The 22293-nt window shown below is 64.0% G+C and carries 20 protein-coding genes; 10 read left to right on the top strand and 10 right to left on the bottom strand.

The genetic code is table 11. The features are described 5' to 3' along the window. Positions 1 to 5 precede the first annotated feature (5 nt). From NCR37_RS20160 to NCR37_RS20145, 4 genes are read right to left on the bottom strand one after another with little or no spacing between them, the layout of a single operon-like run. Positions 6 to 977 carry an efflux RND transporter periplasmic adaptor subunit gene (locus NCR37_RS20160; RefSeq protein WP_250474597.1) on the bottom strand — a complete coding sequence of 324 codons (972 nt, stop codon included), beginning with the start codon at positions 975 to 977 and terminating at the stop codon, positions 6 to 8. Next, on the bottom strand, positions 974 to 1183 hold the full coding sequence (locus tag NCR37_RS20155; protein WP_175945991.1) for a DUF1656 domain-containing protein: 210 nt from the start codon (positions 1181 to 1183) through the stop codon (positions 974 to 976). The genes NCR37_RS20160 and NCR37_RS20155 overlap by 4 nt, the downstream gene beginning before the upstream one ends. Before the next feature lie 34 nt (positions 1184 to 1217). Then, positions 1218 to 3329 carry an FUSC family protein gene (locus NCR37_RS20150; protein WP_250474596.1) on the bottom strand — a complete coding sequence of 704 codons (2112 nt, stop codon included), beginning with the start codon at positions 3327 to 3329 and terminating at the stop codon, positions 1218 to 1220. Further along, on the bottom strand, positions 3326 to 3823 hold the full coding sequence (locus NCR37_RS20145) for a MarR family winged helix-turn-helix transcriptional regulator (RefSeq protein WP_250474595.1): 498 nt from the start codon (positions 3821 to 3823) through the stop codon (positions 3326 to 3328). Before NCR37_RS20145 ends, NCR37_RS20150 begins: the two co-directional genes overlap by 4 nt. Before the next feature lie 361 nt (positions 3824 to 4184). Here NCR37_RS20145 and ampC point away from each other — a divergent pair, with 361 nt between their 5' ends. After that, complete coding sequence (gene ampC / locus NCR37_RS20140) at positions 4185 to 5363, top strand: class C beta-lactamase (RefSeq protein ID WP_250474594.1); 1179 nt, start codon at positions 4185 to 4187, stop codon at positions 5361 to 5363. Here ampC and NCR37_RS20135 read toward each other — a convergent pair. Next, positions 5360 to 6316 carry a LysR substrate-binding domain-containing protein gene (locus tag NCR37_RS20135; RefSeq protein ID WP_250474593.1) on the bottom strand — a complete coding sequence of 319 codons (957 nt, stop codon included), beginning with the start codon at positions 6314 to 6316 and terminating at the stop codon, positions 5360 to 5362. The two genes, ampC and NCR37_RS20135, sit on opposite strands and share 4 nt — an antisense overlap. 119 nt (positions 6317 to 6435) lie before the next feature. Between NCR37_RS20135 and NCR37_RS20130 the strand changes: the two genes are divergently transcribed. The 9 genes from NCR37_RS20130 (at position 6436) to NCR37_RS20090 (ending at position 17259) form a co-directional block, all read left to right on the top strand. Beyond that, the gene (locus tag NCR37_RS20130; RefSeq protein WP_250474592.1) at positions 6436 to 8169 is read left to right on the top strand and encodes an IlvD/Edd family dehydratase; all 1734 of its coding nucleotides are present in this window, start codon (positions 6436 to 6438) and stop codon (positions 8167 to 8169) included. A gap of 14 nt (positions 8170 to 8183) precedes the next feature. Next, positions 8184 to 9122 carry a Gfo/Idh/MocA family protein gene (locus NCR37_RS20125; protein ID WP_250474591.1) on the top strand — a complete coding sequence of 313 codons (939 nt, stop codon included), beginning with the start codon at positions 8184 to 8186 and terminating at the stop codon, positions 9120 to 9122. Between the two features lie 45 nt (positions 9123 to 9167). Further along, the gene (locus NCR37_RS20120; protein ID WP_250474590.1) at positions 9168 to 10172 is read left to right on the top strand and encodes an arabinose ABC transporter substrate-binding protein; all 1005 of its coding nucleotides are present in this window, start codon (positions 9168 to 9170) and stop codon (positions 10170 to 10172) included. A 6-nt stretch (positions 10173 to 10178) separates the two neighbouring features. Then, on the top strand, positions 10179 to 11714 hold the full coding sequence (gene araG / locus NCR37_RS20115; RefSeq protein WP_250474589.1) for an L-arabinose ABC transporter ATP-binding protein AraG: 1536 nt from the start codon (positions 10179 to 10181) through the stop codon (positions 11712 to 11714). A 52-nt stretch (positions 11715 to 11766) separates the two neighbouring features. Continuing rightward, a complete protein-coding gene (gene araH, locus NCR37_RS20110) occupies positions 11767 to 12765 on the top strand; it encodes an L-arabinose ABC transporter permease AraH (protein WP_250474588.1) in 999 nt (332 codons plus the stop codon). Positions 12766 to 12865: 100 nt separating this feature from the next. Then, positions 12866 to 13570, top strand: a complete 705-nt coding sequence (locus NCR37_RS20105; protein ID WP_250474719.1) for a DUF3348 domain-containing protein — start codon at positions 12866 to 12868, stop codon at positions 13568 to 13570. Positions 13571 to 13575: 5 nt separating this feature from the next. Further along, positions 13576 to 16041, top strand: coding sequence for a DUF802 domain-containing protein (locus NCR37_RS20100; protein ID WP_250474587.1), 2466 nt, complete (start codon positions 13576 to 13578; stop codon positions 16039 to 16041). Then, complete coding sequence (locus NCR37_RS20095) at positions 16038 to 16685, top strand: OmpA family protein (protein WP_250474586.1); 648 nt, start codon at positions 16038 to 16040, stop codon at positions 16683 to 16685. Before NCR37_RS20100 ends, NCR37_RS20095 begins: the two co-directional genes overlap by 4 nt. A gap of 4 nt (positions 16686 to 16689) precedes the next feature. Continuing rightward, the gene (locus NCR37_RS20090) at positions 16690 to 17259 is read left to right on the top strand and encodes a DUF2894 domain-containing protein (RefSeq protein ID WP_250474585.1); all 570 of its coding nucleotides are present in this window, start codon (positions 16690 to 16692) and stop codon (positions 17257 to 17259) included. Here NCR37_RS20090 and NCR37_RS20085 read toward each other — a convergent pair. The 5 genes from NCR37_RS20085 to NCR37_RS20065 form a co-directional block, all read right to left on the bottom strand. Further along, entirely contained in the window at positions 17256 to 18254 is a 999-nt protein-coding gene (locus tag NCR37_RS20085; protein WP_250474584.1) for a transketolase family protein, read from the bottom strand. The genes NCR37_RS20090 and NCR37_RS20085 overlap by 4 nt on opposite strands. Before the next feature lie 14 nt (positions 18255 to 18268). Continuing rightward, positions 18269 to 19105 (bottom strand): transketolase, encoded by an 837-nt coding sequence (locus NCR37_RS20080; RefSeq protein WP_250474583.1) that lies wholly within the window; start codon positions 19103 to 19105, stop codon positions 18269 to 18271. A gap of 31 nt (positions 19106 to 19136) precedes the next feature. Continuing rightward, complete coding sequence (locus NCR37_RS20075) at positions 19137 to 20465, bottom strand: MFS transporter (RefSeq protein ID WP_250474582.1); 1329 nt, start codon at positions 20463 to 20465, stop codon at positions 19137 to 19139. Between the two features lie 104 nt (positions 20466 to 20569). Next, positions 20570 to 21319 carry an SDR family NAD(P)-dependent oxidoreductase gene (locus NCR37_RS20070; RefSeq protein ID WP_250474718.1) on the bottom strand — a complete coding sequence of 250 codons (750 nt, stop codon included), beginning with the start codon at positions 21317 to 21319 and terminating at the stop codon, positions 20570 to 20572. 113 nt (positions 21320 to 21432) lie between these two features. Further along, a complete protein-coding gene (locus tag NCR37_RS20065) occupies positions 21433 to 22014 on the bottom strand; it encodes a peroxidase-related enzyme (RefSeq protein WP_250474581.1) in 582 nt (193 codons plus the stop codon). Positions 22015 to 22293 lie beyond the last annotated feature (279 nt).

Here is a 22293-nt window from a genome sequence, read left to right as displayed (position 1 = left end):
GCGCTTCATTGCGATGCACCCGAAGCCGGCACATGCGCCGCGACCGGCGATGCCGGCGCCGTTGCGGACGCGGTCATGTTGCCGGACGCAGCGCGCGATCCGATGGTGGGACCGACGCCGCGCACCGAGACAGTGGCCGTGCGCCCGGCGATCATGCGGAAGTCTGCGGGGATTTCATCGAGCGTCACGCGCACCGGAATGCGCTGCGCGAGCCGCACCCAGCTGAAGGCGGGGTTTACGTTCGGCAGCAGGCTCGAACTCTGCTGACGGTCGCGGTCCTCGATGGCCGCGACGATGCTCTGCACGTGTCCGCGCAACAGGTTGGGCTCGCCCATCACCTTGATATCGACCGGTTGCCCGATATCGATGCCGTGCAGCTTCGTCTCTTCGAAGTACCCATCGACGCGGAAAGAATGCATATCGACGACGGACAGCACCGCGCGTCCCGCCGAGACGAACTCGCCGATGCGCGGCGCGCGATCGTTGAGATAGCCGTCTACCGGACTCAGGATTTGGGTGCGTTGCAAGTTGAGGCGCGCGGTGTCGATGGCGACTTCGGCATCGGCGAGCGCGGCCGTCGCCTGTTCCACGCGCGAGTGCGTTTCCTCGACCACTTCGCGCGCCACGAGGTTGCCGAGCGAGCGATTGCGCGCGTCCTCGCGCCGCGCCTGATCGAGCGTTGCGCGGCGCTGTTGCGCGGCGGCTTCGGCGTTGCGCAGGGCGAGCGTATAGCGCGCGCGATCGATGACGAAGAGCACGTCGCCGCGCTTCACCTGCTGGTTATCCAGCACCTTCACATCGGTGATGAGGCCGGACACGTCGGGCGCGACCTGGATGACGTCGGCGCGCACGTGGCCATCGCGCGTCCACGGCGCGAACATGTAGTAATCGACCAGCTTCCACAACACGACGGCTGCAATGGCGACGACGATGAGCGTGAGCACGATCTGCCCGACGGAGAACCAGGTTTTTTTCACGTGATGAGCCGATGCGAAACGATAACGACAAGCCCCAGCACCAGTACATAGATGCCGAGATCGAAAACGGAGCGATGCCACACGAAGCGATAAAAGCCCACGCGCGTGAGCACGGTGCGGATGACCAGATTCAGCAGATACGCGATGAACATCAGCACGAGAACGGCCGGCACGAAGACGCCGAGAATGTCGATTTCGCCGATCATGCGAGCGGGTCCGGTGATGTGAATGAAGTGAGCATCAGGCGGGTTCTTCCCGTGGCGCGTCGCCACGCGCGGCTGGCTGCGTATCGGTTGCGGGCGGATGCAGCGACAAGCGCACGCCGATGAGCGCGTGCAGCGTGTCGCGCAACAATCGTTCCCCCGGCAATGCCGCCTGCCCGTGCTTTTCCGCCTCCGCGATGGTGTGCGCCGCGACCTGTGCGACGGCGCGGTCGATCGAGCGCACGAGCGTCGACGGCACAGGCTGACGTTCGCGCCGCTCGATGCAATGCCCGAAGTAATCGCGCACGCCTGCGAGCACCTCGTCGATCGACGCCTGAATGTCGGACGCGAGCTTGCGATGCGCGCGCCGCAGATCGAGCGAATTCAGCGCGACGCGAAAATCACGGAAGCTCTCGATGGACGGGTGCCGGTGCGAATCGGTCGAGGCCTGGCGCGGCAGCACCTGCATCAGGCGGTCGAGCATGCGCGAGTAGAGATTGCGCTGATCGTCGAGCGTCGCCGTGGAAGAACACGCGACGATATCGCGCCATGCCGAGCGCGTGAGCCGCGCGACCGCGAGTTCCGAGCCGAACGGCCGCGTCACCCGGGTCCACACGAACGCGAACAGAAGCCCGGCCACGCCCGCGAGATTGCTGTTGAGAAAGACGAAGAAATCCGCTTCGTAGGCGCTCTGAATGCTGATGAACGTGGCCGTATTCACCGCGACGAGCATGGTGATGAGCGTGAAGCGCGGCTGCGGAATCAAGGTGCCGACGACGAGGAACGGCCCCGCGAAGATGACGACGAGCATCGGGAAGTCATGCACGTGCGGCAACACCGCGAACACGTAGAGCCCCGCGAACACCACGCTCATGCATGTCGCCAGAAAGAAGACGAACACTTGCGGCGCGGGTTCGTCGAGCGCCGCGAAGAAGCAGCACGCGACGGCGGCGAGCGTGACCGCGCCCGCGCCGTCGGCCCAGCCCGATTCGATCCACAACGCACACGCGACGATGATCGCGCTGACCGCGACGCCCGCCGAAAACAGCATCATGCCGCGATCGAAAAAGCGCTCGGTGCCGCCGAGCCGCCAGTGCCGAAAGCGCGGACGCCACTCGTGTTCGTCATGCAGCATGGCGGCGCGCAGCGTGCGAATGTCCTGCCATACGTCGATGACCTGCGAAAGACGCCACAGCGCGCTCGAAAGCAACGCGCCGTCTTCGCTCGCGAGCGCGTGCGCCGATGGCCGCATCGCTGCGACGCGTTCACGCAGCGCGTTCGGCTCGCGATCGGACTCGGCGGCGTCGTGAATCTGCGGCGCGGGGAGCGACATCCACTTGCCCACGTCGGCAAGCAACGCTTCGAGCCCGGGCGGATGCGTGCCGCGCTTGTCGACCAGTTCGACGAGCGGATCCGCCAGCGACGAAATCAGCGGCAAGAAAATCTGCATGCGGCCCTGCAACGCGCGCGCGCGCCGGACGATATCGGGCCGTGCGTGATCGTACGTGAGTTGACTCAACAGCACTTCGAGGCCGTTGACGGTCGCCGCGAGCCGCTGCCGCGACGCGGAGATCGCGGCACCCGCGAGCCGGCCGGAGAGCGTTTCGCTCGCATAGAAGGCGGCGTCGCGAAACCAGGCATCGGTACGTTCGACGAGCGTGGGCGCAAGACGGCTCGGAAACACCACGCTGCCCACGATGCTCGCCACCACGATGCCCAGCAGAATCTCTTCTGTGCGCGAGATGGCGAGATCGAAGACCACCGCTGGATTCGTCACGGCGGGCAGCGCGATCATCGGCAGCGTATAGCCCGCGAGCAGAAAGACGTAGCTGCGCGCGGTGCGGTCGAACATCGAGAGGAATAGCAGGGTGCCTGTCCAAAGCGCGACGATCACGCTGAACAGGAACGGCGACTCCACGAAGGGCGGCACGATCACCACCGCGCCCGCCGCGCCGATAGCGGTGCCGAGCGCGCGATACAGCGCCTTGGAGCGCGTCGCGCCGACGAACGGGTTGGAGACGATATAGACCGTTGCCATCGCCCAATAAGGACGCGGCAGTTCCAGCGCGAGGCCGATGTAGAGCGCGATCATCGCGGCGGCGAAGGTCTTGGCCGAGAACAGCCACTCGCGTGCGGATGCGAACTTCATGGCGCGTCGGCCCGGCTCTTGTTGCTCGCGAGCGCCGCCGTGACTGTCTGTGCATCCAGCGACGCATGGGAAGCCGTAAATGCATTGAGCACGCGCAGCGTCGTTTCCAGGTCTTCGCGGCTCACGTCCCCGAGCAGGCGGGCGCGCAGCGAGACAAGCCGCTCTTCCATGCGCGCGGTCACGGCGCGGCCCTCGTCCGTCAACGTGATGGTCTTCGCGCGCTTGTCCTCGGGATCTTCGTCGCGCCGCACGAGGCCCGCCGCGCATAACTGATCCAGCAATCTGACGAGCGACGGCCCTTCGATGCCGACGTGCTCCGCGAGCGTAACCTGCCGCACGGCTTCGCCGAGCCGGTTGGCGGTGAGCAGCGGCACCGCGCACGCCTCCGATACGCCATACGAAGCGAGCACGCCGTGGCTCGTACGCCGCCAGCGGCGCGCCGCCAGCACGAGCGTGCTACTGACTGACCGGCGCAGGAGATCAATGGGAGTCATGGGCCGGGATTATAGCGATTGTTTTATTCGTTAGCGTGCTATCAATTTATGTTTCGTCGCTTGCTGCGGACACGGCCATGAATGGATCGCTCAAGCGGCGCGGATTCAGCGCGTATCGAGTCGTGAGAGGATTGCAACCTGGGGAAAGGCGCTTTCCGAGCCGTTTTTCGGGGCGCGCAGCGCGCTGAGACGAAAGCGACGACGTATCGCGTCTGCCAGTAGATTGATGACGCTGCGGCAAATTCCGCTCGATTGTGGCGGACGCAGAAAGGGCGGATAGTCTCGCCACGGCGTGCGTGCGCGCGCCGCCTCCGCCAATCGATTCAGTATTGCTCCCGTATTCAGGCAAACAACTTAAATAATGAACCTCAAAACGCTTTTCGCAGCGGCTCTCCTTTCCGCGTGCTCGTTATCCGTCTTCGGTCAGCCGGCAAGCCTCGGCCGCGATGACATCAAGCACATTGTCGATGAGAGCATCGTGCCCTTGATGGCGCGCGACGGCATCGCGGGCATGGCAATAGGCGTCGTCGTGGAAGGCGAGCCTTATGTCTTCGATTACGGCGTGGCTTCGAAGGAAAGCGGCACGCCCGTTACGCGCGACACCTTGTTCGAACTGGGCTCGATCAGCAAGACGTTCACCGCGACGCTCGCATCGTATGCGCAGGAGACCGGGCATCTCTCACTGAGCGATCCGGTCGGCAAGTACTTGCCCGAATTGCGCGGCAGCGCGTTCGGCGACGACGTCACGCTGCTGAATCTCGGCACGCACACGCCGGGCGGCTTGCCCTTGCAAGTGCCCGACGAAGTTCACGACAACGCGCAACTCATGCGGTACTTCAAGAGCTGGAAACCGCGCTATGCGCCGGGCACTTACAGGACATATGCGAATCCGGGCATCGGCACGCTCGGTCTCATCACGGCAAGAAGCACGGGGCAGGATTTCGACTCGCTCATCGAGCAGCGCGTCTTCGCGAAGCTGGGCATGAGCAATAGTTATATGCAGGTGCCACCCGCTCGCATGGGCGACTATGCCGAAGGTTATGCCAAGGACGGCAAGCCCGTCCGCATGAATCCGGGCGTGCTTTCATCCGAAGCGTATGGCGTGCGATCGACGGCGCGGGATATGACGCGCTTTCTGCAAGCCAACATGAATGACGCCGCGCATGTGGATATAACGCTGCAGCGCGCGATCACGGCCACGCATACCGCGTATTTCCGGTCGGGGCCGATGACGCAAGACCTCATCTGGGAACAGTATCCGTACCCGGCGCCGCTGACCGCCTTGCTCGATGGCAACAGCCCCTCGATGATCGTGGATGGCCACGCCGCTGAGCGCATCGATCCGCCGCAAGCGCCGCGCGGCGACGTCTGGATCAACAAGACCGGCTCGACCAACGGCTTCGGCGCGTACGTCGCGTTCGTTCCGGCGAAGCATGTGGGCATCGTGATGCTCGCCAACAAGAACATACCGAACGCGGACCGCGTGCGGGCCGCCTATGCGATCGTGACAGCGCTGGCAGACGGAACGACGAAACCCTAGCGCGATGCGCTCTCGTACACTTCGGCGGCAGTGGCGCGCAAGGCATCGACCATCACGCTCGTGGCGGGCGCAAAGAGACGGTCGGCGCGCGTGACGATGCCGAAGTCGTCCATCTGGCATTCCATCGGCAAGGGGAGCACCGCGGCCATGCCGTGCTGCGCATAGTAAAGCGCCACGTCTTCTGCGAGCACCGCGATCATGTCGCTTTGTTCCAGCAGGCGCGTGATGAAAAGAATCGCTGCGGTCTCGACCACGTTCGACGGCGGCGGCAGACTCGCGCGCTGGAACATCAATTCGAAGCGATGCCGCAATACGCTGCCCGCCGGCGGCACGAGCCATTCGCACGGCTGCACGTCGGCGAGCGTCAACGCCGGCGCATTCAGCAACCGATGACCGGCACGCACCAGCGCGCGCACCGGTTCGCCCGTCAGCGGTTCGTAACGAAGCCGCAGCTTGTCGTGTTCGACTGAAAGCCTTCCGATGACGATATCCAGCTTGTCCTGCGCGAGGCGCTCGAGCAGCACGTTGCTGGTGTCGATCTCGACGGAGATGCGGATATCCGCGTGCTGCCGCTTGACCGAAGCGACAGCGGCGGGCAAGAGCCGCACGCCCGGCGACGTGATCGCGCCGATCGCCACATGCCCGAGCCGGCCCGTCTTCAGCGCGACGAGTTCTTCCTGCGCCTGATCGAGGCTGCCCAGCACCGCGCGCGCATGACGCACGATGGCCTCGCCGTAAAGCGTGGCGCGCATGCCGCGCGGTTCGCGCTCGAAAAGCGTCACGCCGAGCGTTTCTTCCAGTTCGCGCAAGAGCTTCGACGCGGCCGGTTGCGTCATATGGAGCACGGCCGCCGCGCGATGAATGTTGCCTTCCTCCACGAGCGCGACGACGAGCATCAACTGCCGCGTCTTGAGCCGGCTCCGGATGTACCAGGGGGTCGAATTCAGCAACATTTTTAGGGGTTTCTACGAATGCCGTTTCGGGTATCGGTGGCGTCGAACAATTCATTAGTAGATTATCACGCGCCCTCATAGACTTCGCGGCAATCGCGTTATGAACCAGGACGAAACACATGTCGGCATCGAAGCCCAAGCTGCGCTCCCAAGAATGGTTCGGCACCGCCGACAAGAACGGCTTCATGTACCGAAGCTGGATGAAGAATCAGGGCATTCCCGATCACGAGTTCGACGGCAGGCCGGTCATCGGCATCTGCAACACATGGTCTGAACTCACGCCGTGCAATGCGCACTTTCGCAAGATCGCCGAACACGTGAAGCGCGGCGTGTACGAGGCGGGCGGCTTTCCCGTGGAATTCCCCGTGTTTTCCAATGGCGAATCGAATCTGCGACCGACCGCGATGCTCACGCGCAATCTCGCGGCGATGGACGTGGAAGAAGCCATTCGCGGCAATCCCATCGATGCCGTCGTGCTGCTCACCGGCTGCGACAAGACCACGCCCGCGCTCCTGATGGGCGCGGCGAGTTGCGACGTGCCCGCTATCGTCGTCACAGGCGGGCCGATGCTGAACGGCAAGCTCAACGGCAAGGACATCGGCTCGGGCACGGCCGTGTGGCAACTGCACGAATCGCTGAAGGCGGGCGAGATCGACCTGCATCAGTTCCTTTCGGCGGAAGGCGGCATGTCGCGTTCGGCGGGCACGTGCAACACGATGGGCACCGCCTCCACGATGGCCTGCATGGCCGAGGCGCTCGGCACATCGCTGCCGCACAACGCCGCGATTCCGGCCGTCGATGCGCGCCGCTACGTGCTCGCGCACATGTCGGGCATTCGCATCGTGGAGATGGCGCTCGAAGGCCTCACGTTGTCGAAGATCCTGACCCGCGAAGCGTTCGAGAACGCGATCCGCACCAACGCGGCTATCGGCGGCTCGACGAACGCGGTCATTCACCTGAAGGCGATTGCGGGCCGTATCGGCGTGCCGCTCGAACTGGAAGACTGGACGCGCATCGGTCGCGACACGCCGACCATCGTGGACTTGATGCCCTCGGGCCGCTTCCTGATGGAAGAGTTCTATTACGCGGGCGGCTTGCCCGCCGTGCTGAGGCGCCTCGGAGAAGCGAACCTCTTGCCGCATCCCGACGCATTGACGGTGAATGGCAAATCGCTTTGGGAGAACGTGAAGAACGCGCCCAATACGAACGATGAAGTGATCCGCGAACTGAGCAACCCGCTGATCGCGGACGGCGGCATTCGCGTGTTGCGCGGCAATCTTGCGCCGCGCGGCGCCGTGCTCAAACCGTCGGCAGCGACGCCCGAACTGCTCAAGCACCGGGGACGCGCGGTCGTGTTCGAGAACCTCGAACACTATAAGGAGCGCATCGTCGACGAATCGCTCGATGTCGACAAGGACTGCGTGCTCGTGATGAAGAACTGCGGACCGAAGGGTTATCCCGGCATGGCCGAAGTGGGCAACATGGGCCTGCCGCCCAAACTGTTGCGCCAGGGCGTGAAGGACATGGTCCGCATTTCCGATGCGCGCATGAGCGGCACCGCATACGGCACGGTGGTGCTGCACGTCGCGCCGGAAGCGGCGGCGGGCGGTCCGCTTGCCGCCGTGCGCGATGGCGACTGGATCGAACTCGACTGCGATGCGGGCACGCTGCATCTCGACATCAGCGACGAAGAGCTGGCGAGCCGCATGAGCGGTCACGCGCCGCCGCGCGTGCATGGCGATGGCGGTTATCAGCGCCTGTACGTCGATCACGTCCTTCAGGCAGACGAAGGTTGCGACCTGGACTTCCTCGTCGGCAAGCGCGGAGCAGCGGTGCCACGCCACTCGCATTGACCACGAGGACACGCATGACATCGGCATATAAACTCGCCGTCGCGGGGATCGGCAAGATCGCGCGCGACCAGCATCTTCCCGCCATTGCCGCGCAGCCCGGCTTCGAACTGGTCGCATGCGCGAGCCGCAACGCGAGCGTCGACGGCGTGCGCAATTACGCGGACCTCGACGCGTTGCTCGCCGCCGAGCCCTCGCTCGATGCGGTATCGCTCTGTGCGCCGCCGCAAGTGCGCTTCGCCCAGGCACGCGCCGCGCTCGAAGCGGGCAAGCATGTGATGCTCGAAAAGCCGCCGGGCGCGAGCGTGAGCGAAGTCGAGGCATTGAGAGACATCGCGCAAACGCATGGCCGCACGCTCTTCGCAAGCTGGCATTCGCGCGCCGCGAGCGCCGTCGAACCGGCGCGTGCGTGGCTTGCGTCGAAGGAAGCGGGGGCGGTGCGCGCGGTCGAAATACGCTGGAAAGAAGACGTGCGACGCTGGCATCCGGGCCAGCAATGGATCTGGGAACCGGGCGGCCTCGGCGTGTTCGATCCGGGCATCAACGCGCTTTCCATCGTCACGCGCATCCTGCCGCGCGAGATCGCATTGCGCGCGGCGACGCTCACCATTCCGCGCGATACGGCAACGCCCATCGCCGCCGAACTCGATTGCATCGATACGAAAGGCGCGCCGGTGCGCGCGTCGTTCGACTGGCGTCATGGCCCGGTCGAGGAGTGGGACATCGACGTGGATACGGACGGCGGCCGCCTGTCGATCCGCGAGGGCGGCAAGCGCCTGTCGATTGCAGGCGAGGCCGTTTCGCTCGGCCCGGAGCGCGAGTATCCGGCGCTGTATGAGCGATTCCGCGAACTGATCGAGCGCGGCGAGAGCGATGTGGACGTGCGCCCGCTCAGGCTCGTCGCGGACGCATTTCTGTTAGGCAAGCACGTAGAAACCGAGCCATTCGGCCGCTAAATCAAACGACATTCACCAACAAAAGCCATACCAAGGAGACACGTCATGAACCAACAATTTCGCCGCCTGACTCTGCGCGCCATCATGGCCGCGATGTGCGTCGCGCCGTTCGCGCTTCACGGCGCGGCGCAAGCCGACGAGCCGCTCAAGATCGGCTTCCTCGTGAAGATGCCGGAGCAGGCATGGTTCATCAACGAGCAGAAGGCATCGGCCGCGCTCGGACAGAAAGAGAACTTCACGTCAGTGAACATCGGCACGCCGGATGGGGAAAAAGTGCTCGCCGCCATCGACAACCTCGGCGCGCAAGGCGCGCAGGGCTTCGTGATCTGCGCGCCGGACGTGCGCCTGGGACCGGCCATCGCCGCGCGCGCGAAGCGCTACAACATGAAGTTCGTTTCGGTCGATGACCAGCTCGTCGATTCGTCGGGCAAGCCGTTGTCCAACGTGCCGCACCTCGGCATGTCGGCGTTCAAGATCGGCAATCAGGTCGGTGACGCCATTGCCGGCGAAATGAAGCGCCGCGGCTGGAAGCCGGAAGAAGTCGGAGCGCTGCGTATTACGGACTACGAACTGCCGACCGCGAAGCTGCGCACGGATGGCGCCACGCAGTCGCTTGTTGCGAACGGCTTCAAGAAGGAAAACATCTTCGACGCCCCGCAGAAGACCACGGACGATGAAGGCGGCTTCAACGCGGCGTCGCCGGTGCTCGCGCAACATCCGAACATCAAGAAGTGGGTGATCTTCGCGCTGAACGAAGAGTCGGTGCTGGGCGGCGTGCGCGCAACGGAGCAGCTGCACATTCCTTCGGCGGATGTGATCGGCGTGGGCATCAACGGCGCGGGCGAAGCGTTCGCCGAGTTCCAGAAGAAGGAACAAACCGGCTTCTTCGGCACTATCGCTGTGAGCTCCACCAACCACGGCAAGCAAAGCGCGCAGAATCTCGTCGACTGGATTCGCAGCGGCAAGCAGCCGCCCGCCGATACGCAAACCACGGGCAAGCTGATGACGCGCGAGAACTGGAAGTCCGTGCGTACCGAACTCGGTATCTAAGCACGCATGGATACGACGACGGACGACGTGACCCTCGCCCCGGCGCACGGCGAGCGCGGCGCATACCTGGAACTCGACGGCATCACCGTGAGCTTCCCGGGCGTGCGCGCGCTCGACGGCGTGTCGCTGTCGGTGCGCGGGGGCGAAGTACACGGCTTGATGGGCGAGAACGGCGCGGGCAAATCCACCTTGCTCAAGGTGCTTTCGGGCGTCAACAAGCCGCAAGCGGGAACGCTGAAGCTCAACGGCGCCGAACACCGCTTTACGACGACGCGCGAGGCGATCGCCGCGGGCATCGCGATCATCTATCAGGAACTGCACCTCGTGCCGGAACTGACGGTGGCCGAGAACCTGATGCTCGGGCAATTGCCGAATCGCGCGGGCGTGCTCGACGAACGCGCGCTCGTCAAGCGCGCGATGACGGAACTGGAGCGTCTCGGCGAGCGGATCGATCCGCGCACGCCGGTGAAGAACCTCTCCATCGGCCAGCGGCAGATGATCGAGATCGGCAAGGCGTTGATGCGCGACGCGCGCGTGATCGCGTTCGATGAGCCGACGAGCTCGCTCTCCGCGCGCGAGACGAAGCAACTGTTCCGCATCATCGACGCACTGCGCGCCGATGGCCGCGCGATCATCTATGTCACGCATCGCATGGACGAAGTGTATGAACTGTGCGACCGCGTGACCGTGTTCCGCGATGGCCGCCGCATCGAGACCTTCGATTCCGTCGCGGGCCTCTCGCGCGACCGGCTGATCGCATGCATGGTCGGCCGCTCGATCGCGGACGTCTATGGCTATCGCTCGCGCGAAGCCGGCGACGTGATGATCGAGGCAAAGGGGCTGCTCGGGCCAGGCCTCTCGGAGCCCGTGTCGTTCAGCGCGCGGCGCGGCGAGATTCTCGGCTTCTTCGGTCTCGTGGGCGCGGGGCGTTCCGAGCTGATGAAACTGCTTTACGGCGCGACGAAAGCCAGCGAAGGCCATGTCGAACTAAAGGGCAAGCGCGTAGCGTTTTCGAGTCCGCGCGATGCCGTGCGCGCGGGCATCGCGCTGTGCCCCGAAGACCGCAAACAGGAAGGCATCGTTGCGATTGCGTCCGTCGCGGATAACCTGAACATCAGCGCGCGCCGTCATTTCAGCCCCGCGCGTTTTCTGCTGGATGCGCGCCGGGGGCGCGCGCTCGCGCAGGAATACATCGCGAAGCTCGCAATCAAGACGCGCAGCGGCGAAACCGCTATCGGCACGCTGTCGGGCGGTAATCAGCAGAAGGTGATTCTCTCGCGCTGGCTCGCGGAACGCATCGACGTGTTCCTGATGGACGAACCCACGCGCGGCATCGATGTCGGCGCGCGTGCCGAGATCTACAACCTTTTGTATGAGCTCGCCGAAGCGGGACGCACGGTGATTCTCGTATCGAGCGATCTGGCCGAAGTGATCGGCGTGTCGGATCGCATCATCGTGATGAAAGAAGGGCGCATTGCCGGCGCGCTGCCGAAGTCGCACGCGACGCCGGACGAACTGATCAAGCTCGCATTGCCCCGCTGACTGCTGACCCCAGCGGCGGCCCCGGAAAGACGAAACAAATTAGAGCCAAGCCATGCAAACTCCAGGCACTTCCTCCACGAGCGATGCTCAAGCGCCCATTGCGCCCTCGCAGGCGCGCATGTGGGACCTCATCAACAAGTCGGGCATCGTCGTGGTGTTCCTGGTGCTGTTCGCGGTGCTCTCCGTCACGGTGCCGGGCTTTCTCACGCCCCGCAATATACAGGGGCTGCTGCTCTCCGTGACGTTGATCGGCTCCATCGCGGTCACGATGATGTTCGTGCTCGCGCTCGGCGAAGTCGATCTCTCGGTGGCCTCCATCGTCGCGTTCGCGGGCGTCATGGCATCGACCGTCATCACCGCGACGCATAGCGTCATGCTCGGCGTCACGGCGGGCATTCTTGCGGGCGGCGCGGTCGGACTGGTGAACGGCGTGCTGATCGCGCGCTTCAAGATCAATTCGCTGATCGCAACGCTCGCGATGATGGAAGCGGTGCGCGGTCTCGCGTTCCTCACGTCCAACGGCGACGCCGTGATGATTTCCGAAGAGCGGTTCTTCGAGCTCGGCGGCGGTTCGTTCCTCGGCATCTCGTATCCGATCTGGAGCAACATCATCGGCTTCGTCGTATTCGGCTTCCTGCTGAAGAAGACGGTGTTCGGCAAGAACGTGCTGGCCGTCGGCGGCAACAGCGAGGCGGCCGTGCTCGCGGGCCTGCCGGTCACGCGCATCAAGATCACCGTGTTCGTGCTGCAAGGGCTCGTGACCGGCTTCGCAGGCGTCATGCTCGCATCGCGCATGAGTCTCGGCGACCCGAAGACATCGGTCGGGCTCGAACTCGGCGTGATCTCCGCGTGCGTGCTGGGCGGCGTGTCGCTGACGGGCGGCGTGGCGACGATCTCGGGCGTGCTCGTCGGCGTGCTCATCATGGGCGCGGTGCAGGACGCGATGAGCCTGCTCAACGTCCCGACGTTCTATCAATACCTCATCCGCGGCGGCATTCTGTTGCTCGCCGTGCTGTTCGACCAGTTCAGGCGCAGCAAGCGCGCGGTCTAAGGCAACGGGCGTCGAGAAGCCGCAAAGAATGACAAAAACGCCTCGAAACTAGGCAGACGCCCGTCACCGTGTAAACTAACGGGTTTTTGCCTGCGGTGTTATCGTGCAAGCCCCCACGCGCACGGCGATCAGCGGGCCGGCGCTCGTGCGCCTGCTCGCGCGTTTCGCCGACCTCGATGTTCACGCACCCGGTTCCTCGCTGTCGGACCGTCTGAGCCAGTGGCTCGGCTGGACCGACGCCATCGCCCTGTCCACCGCGCTCGGCGGCGATCCGCCGGCCGCGTCGGGGGCGCGACCGGCATCGGATGTGGAAGAAGCGGCCTGCGCGCGCGTGCGTGCGTCGCTAACGAGCGCCATCGTAGGCGACAAAGGTAACGCTCCGGGCGCTCACCGGCGACGCGCGCCGGTGCAGGCGCCGCCTCCTGACCTGGCCGTTGAGTACGCCGTCTACCGACAACGGTATCTGTCGCTGCAACAGGCGATGGAAGCCGAGATCGGCGCGCTGCGCGCCCGCGTGCGCGCGACGCTCGCGGCAAAGTCGACGCGCATGGCGCGTCTTGCCGTCGTCGATGCCGTGATGGAACAGGCGCTCGCCGCGCGCGAACGCGCGCTGCTGGCGCAAGTGCCGGCGCTCCTCGGCAAGCATTTCCAGCGCATGCGCAGCGCGCATCAGGCGTTTTCCGACGACGCATCGGCATGGCTCGGCGTCTTCGAACAGGACATGCAAAGCGTCCTGCGCGCCGAACTTCAAGTACGTTTCCAACCGGTCGATGGTTTGCTCGCGGCATGTCAAACCGCTCACTGAACGCTATGCCCCGTTATCTTCTGAATGTCGCTGTCTTTCTCGTGGGCCTCCTGGCCGTCTGCGGTATAGCCATTGGTTATATCGGCTCGAATGCGCTCGCGCTCGTCGTCACGCTCGTAATCGGCGCGTGCTATCTCGTAGGCGCGTCGGAGTTGCAGCGCTATGAGCGAACGACGCGCGAACTGGCCACGGCAGTCGGCGCATTGACCGCGACGCCGTCGAGCCTCGCGTCGTGGCTCGAACACGTGCCTGCGAGTCTGCGCAATGCGGTGCGTTCGCGCGTCGAAGGCGAACGCGCTGCGTTGCCCGGTCCCGCGCTCGCGCCGTATCTCGCGGGCTTGCTCGTCTTGCTCGGGATGTTGGGCACGCTGCTCGGCATGGTCGCGACGCTGCGTGGCACAGGCGCCGCGCTCGAAAGCTCGACCGATCTCGCGGCCATTCGCGCATCGCTCGCCGCGCCGGTGACGGGCCTCGGCTTCGCATTCGGCACGTCGATAGCGGGCGTCGCCACCTCCGCGATGCTCGGGCTGCTTTCCACGCTATGCCGTCGCGAGCGCCTGCACGTCACGCAACTGCTCGACATGAAGACCGCGACGACGTTGCGGCCTTTCACGCAGACGCATCAACGCGAACAGACGTTCCGATTGCTTGCGCGTCAGACCGAGATCATGCCGAAGCTCGTCGATCGTCTTCACGCGATGATGAGCGCCATCGAACAGCAAAGCGTCGCCGCGAATGAGCGGCAGTTGGCGAATCAGGCAGCGTTTCATGCGAACACGGAAACGGCGTATCGGCGCCTCGCGACCTCGGTGGAACTGTCGTTGAAGCAAAGCGTGGCCGACAGCGCGCGCGCAGCGAGCGCCGCATTGCAGCCCGTGATGCAGGCGACGATGGACGGCATTGCACGCGAAACCAAGGCGTTGCACGGCAGTATCGAAGAAGCTGTCGGGCGACAACTCGATGGCTTGTCGAGCGGCTTCGAGGCGTCCGCGCAGAAGATCGCCGGCATCTGGGATCGCTCGCTGCAAGGGCATCAGGCGTCGAACGAGGCGCTTGTCGACAAGATGAATGCGTCGCTGGAACGCTTCGCGCAAGGCTTCGAAGAACGGTCTTCGACGCTGGTCGAAGACGTGTCGTCGCGCATGAGCAGCGTCTCGGGCGCGCTGCAAAGCTCGGTCGAGCAGACAGCGGACAGACTCAACGCAACGCTTCTCAAACATGAAGAGGCGAGCGCGGCGCTCGTCACGCAGACGGGTGCTTCGCTGGATCGTTTCGCGCAAGCTGTGGACGAGCGGTCGCAGAATCTTGCCGCCGGCATGGCGACGCACATCAACGGCGTAGCGACCGAATTGCATGCTTGCGTCGAGAAGATTGCCGCCGCATTGAATGAGTCGGTCGTGAAGCACGAGCAGACGAGCGCGACGCTCGCCACGCAGACAGGCGCTTCGCTCGATGGCTTCGCCAGCCGTTTCGAGGCACGCGCGAGTGACTTGCTCGACGGAATCTCGTCGCGGCTCGAAAACACATCGGCTGGCATGTCGGACGCCTGGCGCAGCGCGCTTGCCGCGCAACAGCAGGCGGGCGAACAACTCGCCGCGCAGCATCGAGGCGCACTGAACGAGGCAACCGAACGCTTCGAGGCACACTCCGCATCGCTTCTGAAGTCAGTCGATGAAGCCCATGCGAAACTCGCCGCAGCGCTCGCATCGAACAACGATGCTCGCCTGAACGCGTGGACCGAAGCCCTCGGCGCGGTGTCCGCAACCTTGCGCAACGAATGGCAGCAGACGAGCACGTTCGTCGAGCGCCGTCAGCAGGCAATCTGCGACACGCTCGCGAGTACGGCGAGCGAGATGTCGGACGCGTCGCGTTCGCATGCGAACGGTCTCATCGCTGAAATCGAAAAGCTCATGCAGGCTGCTTCGCAAGCGCCCAAGGCCGCGGCTGAAGTGGTCGCGGAAATGCGGCAGATGCTCTCCGATTCGATGGTGCGCGACACCGCCATGCTGGAGGAGCGCAGCCGCCTGCTCGCCACGCTCCACACGCTGCTCGATGCGGTGAATCTGGCGTCTACCGAACAACGCACGGCCGTCGATGCGCTCATCTCCACGTCGGCGGATCTGCTCGCGCGCGCAGGCACGCGATTCAGCGACAAGATCGAAAGCGAAGGCGCGAAGATCAGCGCGGTGGCGGCGCAGGTCACCGGCAGTGCCGTCGAAGTGGCGAGTCTCGGGGAAGCGTTGAGCGCGGCCGTCGAGTCTTTCGGCGCGGCGAACGAGACGCTCGTCACGCATCTGCAGCGCGTCGAAACGGCGCTCGACAAGACGCTCTCGCGCAGCGACGAGCAGCTTGCATACTACGTCGCGCAGGCGCGCGAAGTCATCGACCTGAGCGTGATGTCGCAGAAGCAGATCGTCGAAGACTTGCAACGCATTGCCGGACAGCGTGAGTTGGACGGAGCGCGCGCATGAACGAGGAGCTCGATGGCGGCATCGAAAGCACCGCGCCCATCTGGGCGGCATTCGCGGACTTGATGTCGGTGCTTCTCGGCGCGTTCGTGCTGATACTCGTCGCGGTCATCGGCGTGCAGTTGCAGCTTTCGACCAAGCTCGAACAGGCCGTGAAAGAACGGCAACAGGAAGCGCAGCGGCGCAAGACGCTGGAACAGGCGCTCGCCGGACCACTCGCGTCCGGGCGCGTGACGCTCGTGAACGGGCGCATCGGGATCAGCGGAAACGTGTTGTTCGCGCTGAACTCGGACCAACTGCAACCGCAAGGTCGTGATGTGCTCAAGAGCCTCGCCGGGCCACTGTCCGCGTATCTCGGCACGCACGATCAAGTCTTGATGGTGAGCGGTTTCGCCGATGACCAGCAGGTTCGCGAAGGCAATCGCCGGTTCGCGGATAACTGGGAGCTGTCGGCCAAGCGCGCGCTGACCGTGACGCGCGCTTTGATCGATGCGGGCGTTGCGCCGTCATCGGTATTCGCGGCGGCCTTCGGTTCCGAGCAGCCCGTCAGTTCCAATGCCGACGACGAAGGCCGCGCGAAGAATCGCCGCGTCGAGATATCCGCTGTGCCGCGTCCGACAAACTCGCTGGTGAAGCCTCGTGGATGACGGCATGAATGCCCGCGCAATGCTGGATGCATGGCGCGCGCGTGGCGAGCATCGCGTGAACCCTGTGCGTTATCGCTTGATAGAGGCGCTGGCGCGGCGGGCCATGACGCATGAAGGCGAGGCGAGACGCATCATCGACGCGCGCCTGTCATCGCTCTTAAACGACTACGCGGATACGGTCACGCAAGCAGCGGCCCGGCAAGCTGTTGCAGCGCATGCGCCGAAAGGACCGCTTGCCGTGTTGCTCGACGACATGGCGCGTCACGCGGCCACGCATCCGTCGCATGAAGAATTGCTGGAGTATTTGCGGGGCGTCTGGTCGAAAGTCAGCGCCGAGCGGCAGTTGCGCGAATCGCAGCAGAAGGTGCCCAAGAACGCGGGTCCGCTTAATTCGAGCAGCCTCGTGCATCGTTCGCTTGCTTTGATGCGTGAGGCTTCGCCGGAATACTTGCAGCATTTCCTCGCGTACGTCGACACGCTCTCATGGATGGAAGAGATGACAGGCGCGAACGCGTCTGCCGGAAAAGAAGCGCCGCGCGCGAGAAAGCCTGCGCGCGGCCGCAGCGCGCTTTAGTCGAGCCAGCCCTTGATGGTGCTCGCCATCACGTTCGTGGAGATGCCGTAGCGGTCGTGCAGAGTAGGCAAGGCGCCCGCATCGAGAAACGCATCGGGCAGCGCGATCTGTCTGAATGCAGGCGTCACGCCGGCGCTCATTAGTGCGCACGCCACCGCTTCGCCCAGACCGCCGATCACCGTATGATTCTCGGCGACCACGACAAGCCGGCCCGAGCGTCGCGCTTCGCGAATGATGGTTTCGGTGTCCAGCGGCTTGATCGTCGGCACATGAAGCACGGCCACGTCGACGTTATCCGCTTCCAGCGCCTTTGCTGTTTCGAGCGCACGCATTGTCAGTATGCCTGAGGAAATGACGAGTACGTCGGAGCCGTCGCGCAGCATCTTCGCTTTGCCGAGTTCGAAGCGATAGCCGTATTCATCGAGCACGGCGGGCACGTTGCCGCGCAAGAGGCGCGCATAGACCGGCCCCTTGTGCGCGGCAATGGCCGGCACCATCTGCTCGATGTCGAGCGCATCGCACGGGTCGATAACGATCATGTTCGGCATCGCGCGCATCAACGCGAGGTCTTCGGCTGCCTGATGGCTCGGGCCATAACCCGTCGTGAGACCCGGCAGCGCGGCGACGATCTTCACGTCCAGGTCGTCTTCCGCGATCGTCTGGTGAATGAAGTCATACGCGCGGCGAGTCGCAAACACGGCATACGTCGTGACGAACGGCTGCGCGCCTTCATGCGCGAAGCCGGCGGCCGCGCCCATCAACAACTGTTCGGCCATGCCCATCTGGTAATAACGCTCCGGAAATTCCTTGCCGAAGATATGCAGGTCGGTGTACTTGCCGAGATCGGCGGTCATGCCGATGACGTTCGGCTTCGTGCGCGCGAGTTCGGCGAGCGCATGCCCGAACGGCGCCGAGCGCGTGACTTGTCCCTCGCTTGCGATAGAGGCGATCATTGCGGAGGTCTTCAACCGCGGCTTCTTTTCGATGGTGCTCATGCTGTTCTCCTGTCTTACCGGCTCGATTCGAGCGCTTGCAGCGCGAGTTGCCACTCGTGCGCATCGACTCGGATGAAGTGATTCTTCTCGCGCTGTTCAAGAAACGGCACGCCGCAGCCCATCTTCGTATCGCATACGATAATGCGCGGCTTCGCTTCCTTCAGATTGCGCGCGTTGTCGAAGGCTTCTTTCACGGCGTCGATATCGTTGCCGTTCACGCGCTGCACGTACCAGCCGAACGCTTCGAGCTTCGGCACCAGCGGTTCGAAGGCCATGATCTGCGTCGACGGACCATCGGCTTGCTGATTGTTCACGTCGATCATCGCGATCAGGTTGTCGAGCTTCCAGTGCGCGGCGGACATCAAGCCTTCCCAGATCGCGCCTTCGTCGAGCTCGCCATCGGAGAAGAGCGTATAGACAAAAGACTTCGAATTCTTGCGCTTGAGTCCCAGACAGCGGCCCACTGCAATGGTGAGTCCCTGTCCGAGCGAGCCGCCTGACATTTCCATGCCCGGCGTATAGCTCGCCATGCCGGACATCGGCAGACGGCTGTCGTCGCTGCCATACGTTTCGAGTTCTTCTTGCGGCAGAATGCCGGCTTCGAAGAGCGCCGCATACAGCGCAATCGCATAGTGACCGTTCGAAAGCAGGAAGCGGTCGCGCTCTTCCCATTCGGGATCTTCGGGGCGGTAGTTCATCGCGCCGAAGTAACTCACTGCCAGTACATCGGCGATATCCAATGCCTGACCGATGTAGCCCTGGCCCTGCACTTCGCCCATCAAAAGGGCGTTGCGGCGAATGCGATAGGCGCGCTCGGCGAGCGTCACCTCCTCGATAACGGGACTGCTCATGTTCGTCTCCTTGATGTGATGAAAGGGATGCTCAGCGATTGACCGTCTTGGCGGGCACGAGGAAAACCAGCGCCGCGCCGACGACGACCGCAGCCGAGATAAAGATCAGGCCTGCCGTGGACTTGCCCGTGAGGTCGTTGAGCCAGCCGACGATGGCAGGCGAAAAGAAGCCCGCGAGATTGGCGAAGCAGTTGACCGCGGCGATGCCTGCCGCCGCCGACATTCCGCCGAGCACGGCAGTAGGCAGCGACCAGAACTGCGACGACGAAGCGAGGATGCCCGCAGCGGCGACGCTCACGCAGGCGATCGACGCGCCCACGCTGCCGAGCATCGGCAAGGTGGCGAAGCCGGCGGCGGAGACAAGCATGGGGATCGCGAGATGCAGACGGCGTTCGCGGTGCTTGTCGGCGCTCGCCCCGATCAGCGGCAGCGCGATGATGGCGCACAGATACGGAATCGCGGTGAAGATGCCGACCCACAGCGGGTCCGCGACGCCGGCACGGCGCACGATAGTCGGCAGCCAGAACGTGAGGCCATACTGACCGAGCACGACGCAGAAGTAGATCGCGGCCATGAGCCACAGACGCCGGTCGCCGATGAACGAACGGATCGACACGTGTTCCAACTTTTGCGCGTTGTCCTTCTCGACGTTGCGAGCCAGGAGCGTCTTCTCTGCATCGGTGAGCCACTTCGCGCTGGCAATGCCATTGTCGAGGTAGAAGAGAATCACGACGCCGAGCACGAGCGATGGCAACGCTTCGAGGATGAAGAGCCACTTCCATCCCGCGAGTCCGTGCGCGCCCTGAAGCGCATGCATGATGTAACCCGAGAGCGGCCCGCCGATGATGCCCGCGAGCGGGATCGCCATGAAGAACAACGACAGAGCTTTGGCGCGGCGCGCGGCGGGAAACCAGTACGTCAGATAAAGAATCACGCCCGGTGCGAAGCCTGCCTCGGCCACGCCGAGCAGGAAGCGCAGGATATAGAACATGGTCGGCGACTTCACGAACACGAAGCTCGCGGAGATTACGGCCCACGTCAGCATGATGCGAGCGAGCCAGTTGCGCGCGCCCACCTTGTGCAGTATCACGTTGCTCGGCACTTCGAAAAGGAAATAGCCGAGAAAGAAAATGCCTGCGCCAATGCCATAGATGGTTTCGGAAAAGCGCAGGTCGTTGAGCATTTGCAACTTCGCAAATCCGACGTTGACGCGATCCAGATAAGCGCCGAGATAGCACAGCATCAGGAACGGTATGAGGCGGCGTCCGACCTTTGCATAGGTCTTTGCTTCGAAGGTGGCGGTGTCGGCCGACGACGAGATATCCGCGGCGAGCGGCGGCGCGGTGAAGCGAGGTTTCATGGTTGTCTCCTGCCATGACTGCCATGACTGGCATGGCTGACGTTACGCCCCGGTTAGTCCGGGTGCGCTGAATGCGCCTGCGCGTGAGGCGGGCGCACGCGACATCAATGAATCAGCATGCCTCCGTTGACGTCGAGCGTGACGCCCGTGAGGTAGCTGGACAGATCGCTGGCGAGGAAGAGACACGCATTCGCGATGTCGGCTGCATCGCCCAGCCTGCCGAGCGGAATGCCTTTGATAATGTCCGCGCGCATCTCGGGCGTGAGCTTGTCGCCGGTGATGTCCGTCTGAATGAGGCCCGGCGTGATGGAATTCACACGAATGCGATCGCCGCCGAATTCGCGCGCCATGGCACGCGCGAGGCCAAGAACGCCGGCCTTCGCTGCGCTGTAATGCGGCCCGCCGAAGATGCCGCCGCCGCGCTGCGCCGATACCGACGACATGCACACGATGCTGCCGCTCTGCTGCTTCTTCATCTGCCCGATGACTGCTTGCGACATGTAGAGCGTGCCGCGCAGATTGACGTCGATCACGGCGTCGAAGTTCGCCGCGCTGATTTCGAGCGTCTTGATGGGTTGCGTGATGCCGGCGTTATTGATGAGCGCGTCGATGCGACCGTATTTTTCGATGGTCGCGTTCGCGGCGGCGACGCATGCGTCCTTGTCGGTGACGTCGCATGCGAGGCCCAGGTGGTCTTCGCCGATATCGCGTGCAGCGCTTTGCGCGTCCGCTTCACGCAGGTCCAGAATGACGATGCGTGCGCCTTGCGCGGCGAGCGCCTTTGCCGTCGCCTTGCCGATGCCACGCGCCGAAGCCGCGCCGGTCACGATCACTACACGATTGTCGAGCAACATTGCTGTCTCCATGGTCTGTTCGGTGTGGAGGCAGTTTCGTCGCGTTCGACGCAGCGATCAACGCGGTTCGGTTCAACTCATGCTGAGAAATTTTCAGGTATCGCCGGGTCGGGTTAACCCTTCCGCACGCGCCCCATGAGATAGAACTCGTCATTGGGCCGCATGGACGTGACATTCGCCATGCGGTTCGACAAGCCGAAGAACGCAGTGATGGCCGCAATGTCCCAGACGTCTTCGTCGCTGAAGCCGTGGGCATGAAGCGCGGCGAAATCCGCATCGTCCACTGCGCCGGCTTCGCGGCAGACCTTCAGCGCGAAATCGAGCATCGCCTTTTGTCGCGGCGTGATGTCGGCCTTCCGATGATTGACCGCGATCTGGTCAGCCAGCAGCGCGTTCTTTTCATAGATGCGCAAAATTGCGCCGTGCGCGACGACGCAGTAAAGACATTCGTTGACGCCGCTCGTGGCCACCACGATCATTTCGCGCTCGCCTTTCGTGAGGCCGCCTTCCTTCAGCATCAACGCGTCATGGTAGGCAAAGAAGGCCCGGAACTCGTCGGGTCGGTGCGCAAGCGCAAGAAATACATTGGGAACAAAGCCCGCCTTGTCCTGCACTTCGCGTATGCGCTCGCGTATGTCGTCGGGCCACGCTTCAGGGTTCGGAACGGGAAAACGGCTGATGGGCAGAGTTGGCATGACGTCTCCGTTGGAGCCTCGAGCGGGCTCGTTGACGAAGTATGCCGCAGACTCGCGCCGCGTTAGCGAACGTACGGGCGGTCTATTGACCTTGAGCGCCGCCGTTTGTCGTGGAAGGCGCGCCGGACTGATTGGTGGTGCTGCCGCTGCCGCTCTTTAGCATCGGCTGCATTCCGCCTGCGGAGCCTTGTCCGGGAGAACGCATGCCGTCGCCCGCGCCTCCGGTGCCGCCTCCCGGCGTGGGCGGCCGCATGGCGGACGCGGGGCCCTGATCAGCGC

Source organism: Caballeronia sp. GAFFF1 (assembly GCF_023630705.1).
Taxonomy (GTDB): domain Bacteria; phylum Pseudomonadota; class Gammaproteobacteria; order Burkholderiales; family Burkholderiaceae; genus Caballeronia.
This window is presented reverse-complemented; position numbering and strand designations above follow the sequence as displayed.

Bases quoted from the DNA above. Each gene is read 5' to 3' on its own strand.
- NCR37_RS20125 (WP_250474591.1), top strand. From the start codon at position 8,184: ATGACATCGGCATATAAACTCGCCGTCGCGGGGATCGGCAAGATCGCG.
- NCR37_RS20080 (WP_250474583.1), bottom strand. From the start codon at position 19,105: ATGAGCAGTCCCGTTATCGAGGAGGTGACGCTCGCCGAGCGCGCCTAT.
- NCR37_RS20145 (WP_250474595.1), bottom strand. From the start codon at position 3,823: ATGACTCCCATTGATCTCCTGCGCCGGTCAGTCAGTAGCACGCTCGTG.
- NCR37_RS20070 (WP_250474718.1), bottom strand. From the start codon at position 21,319: ATGTTGCTCGACAATCGTGTAGTGATCGTGACCGGCGCGGCTTCGGCG.
- NCR37_RS20150 (WP_250474596.1), bottom strand. From the start codon at position 3,329: ATGAAGTTCGCATCCGCACGCGAGTGGCTGTTCTCGGCCAAGACCTTC.
- araH (WP_250474588.1), top strand. From the start codon at position 11,767: ATGCAAACTCCAGGCACTTCCTCCACGAGCGATGCTCAAGCGCCCATT.
- ampC (WP_250474594.1), top strand. From the start codon at position 4,185: ATGAACCTCAAAACGCTTTTCGCAGCGGCTCTCCTTTCCGCGTGCTCG.
- NCR37_RS20095 (WP_250474586.1), top strand. From the start codon at position 16,038: ATGAACGAGGAGCTCGATGGCGGCATCGAAAGCACCGCGCCCATCTGG.
- araG (WP_250474589.1), top strand. From the start codon at position 10,179: ATGGATACGACGACGGACGACGTGACCCTCGCCCCGGCGCACGGCGAG.
- NCR37_RS20130 (WP_250474592.1), top strand. From the start codon at position 6,436: ATGTCGGCATCGAAGCCCAAGCTGCGCTCCCAAGAATGGTTCGGCACC.
- NCR37_RS20085 (WP_250474584.1), bottom strand. From the start codon at position 18,254: ATGAGCACCATCGAAAAGAAGCCGCGGTTGAAGACCTCCGCAATGATC.
- NCR37_RS20120 (WP_250474590.1), top strand. From the start codon at position 9,168: ATGAACCAACAATTTCGCCGCCTGACTCTGCGCGCCATCATGGCCGCG.
- NCR37_RS20065 (WP_250474581.1), bottom strand. From the start codon at position 22,014: ATGCCAACTCTGCCCATCAGCCGTTTTCCCGTTCCGAACCCTGAAGCG.
- NCR37_RS20100 (WP_250474587.1), top strand. From the start codon at position 13,576: ATGCCCCGTTATCTTCTGAATGTCGCTGTCTTTCTCGTGGGCCTCCTG.
- NCR37_RS20075 (WP_250474582.1), bottom strand. From the start codon at position 20,465: ATGAAACCTCGCTTCACCGCGCCGCCGCTCGCCGCGGATATCTCGTCG.
- NCR37_RS20135 (WP_250474593.1), bottom strand. From the start codon at position 6,316: ATGTTGCTGAATTCGACCCCCTGGTACATCCGGAGCCGGCTCAAGACG.
- NCR37_RS20155 (WP_175945991.1), bottom strand. From the start codon at position 1,183: ATGATCGGCGAAATCGACATTCTCGGCGTCTTCGTGCCGGCCGTTCTC.
- NCR37_RS20090 (WP_250474585.1), top strand. From the start codon at position 16,690: ATGAATGCCCGCGCAATGCTGGATGCATGGCGCGCGCGTGGCGAGCAT.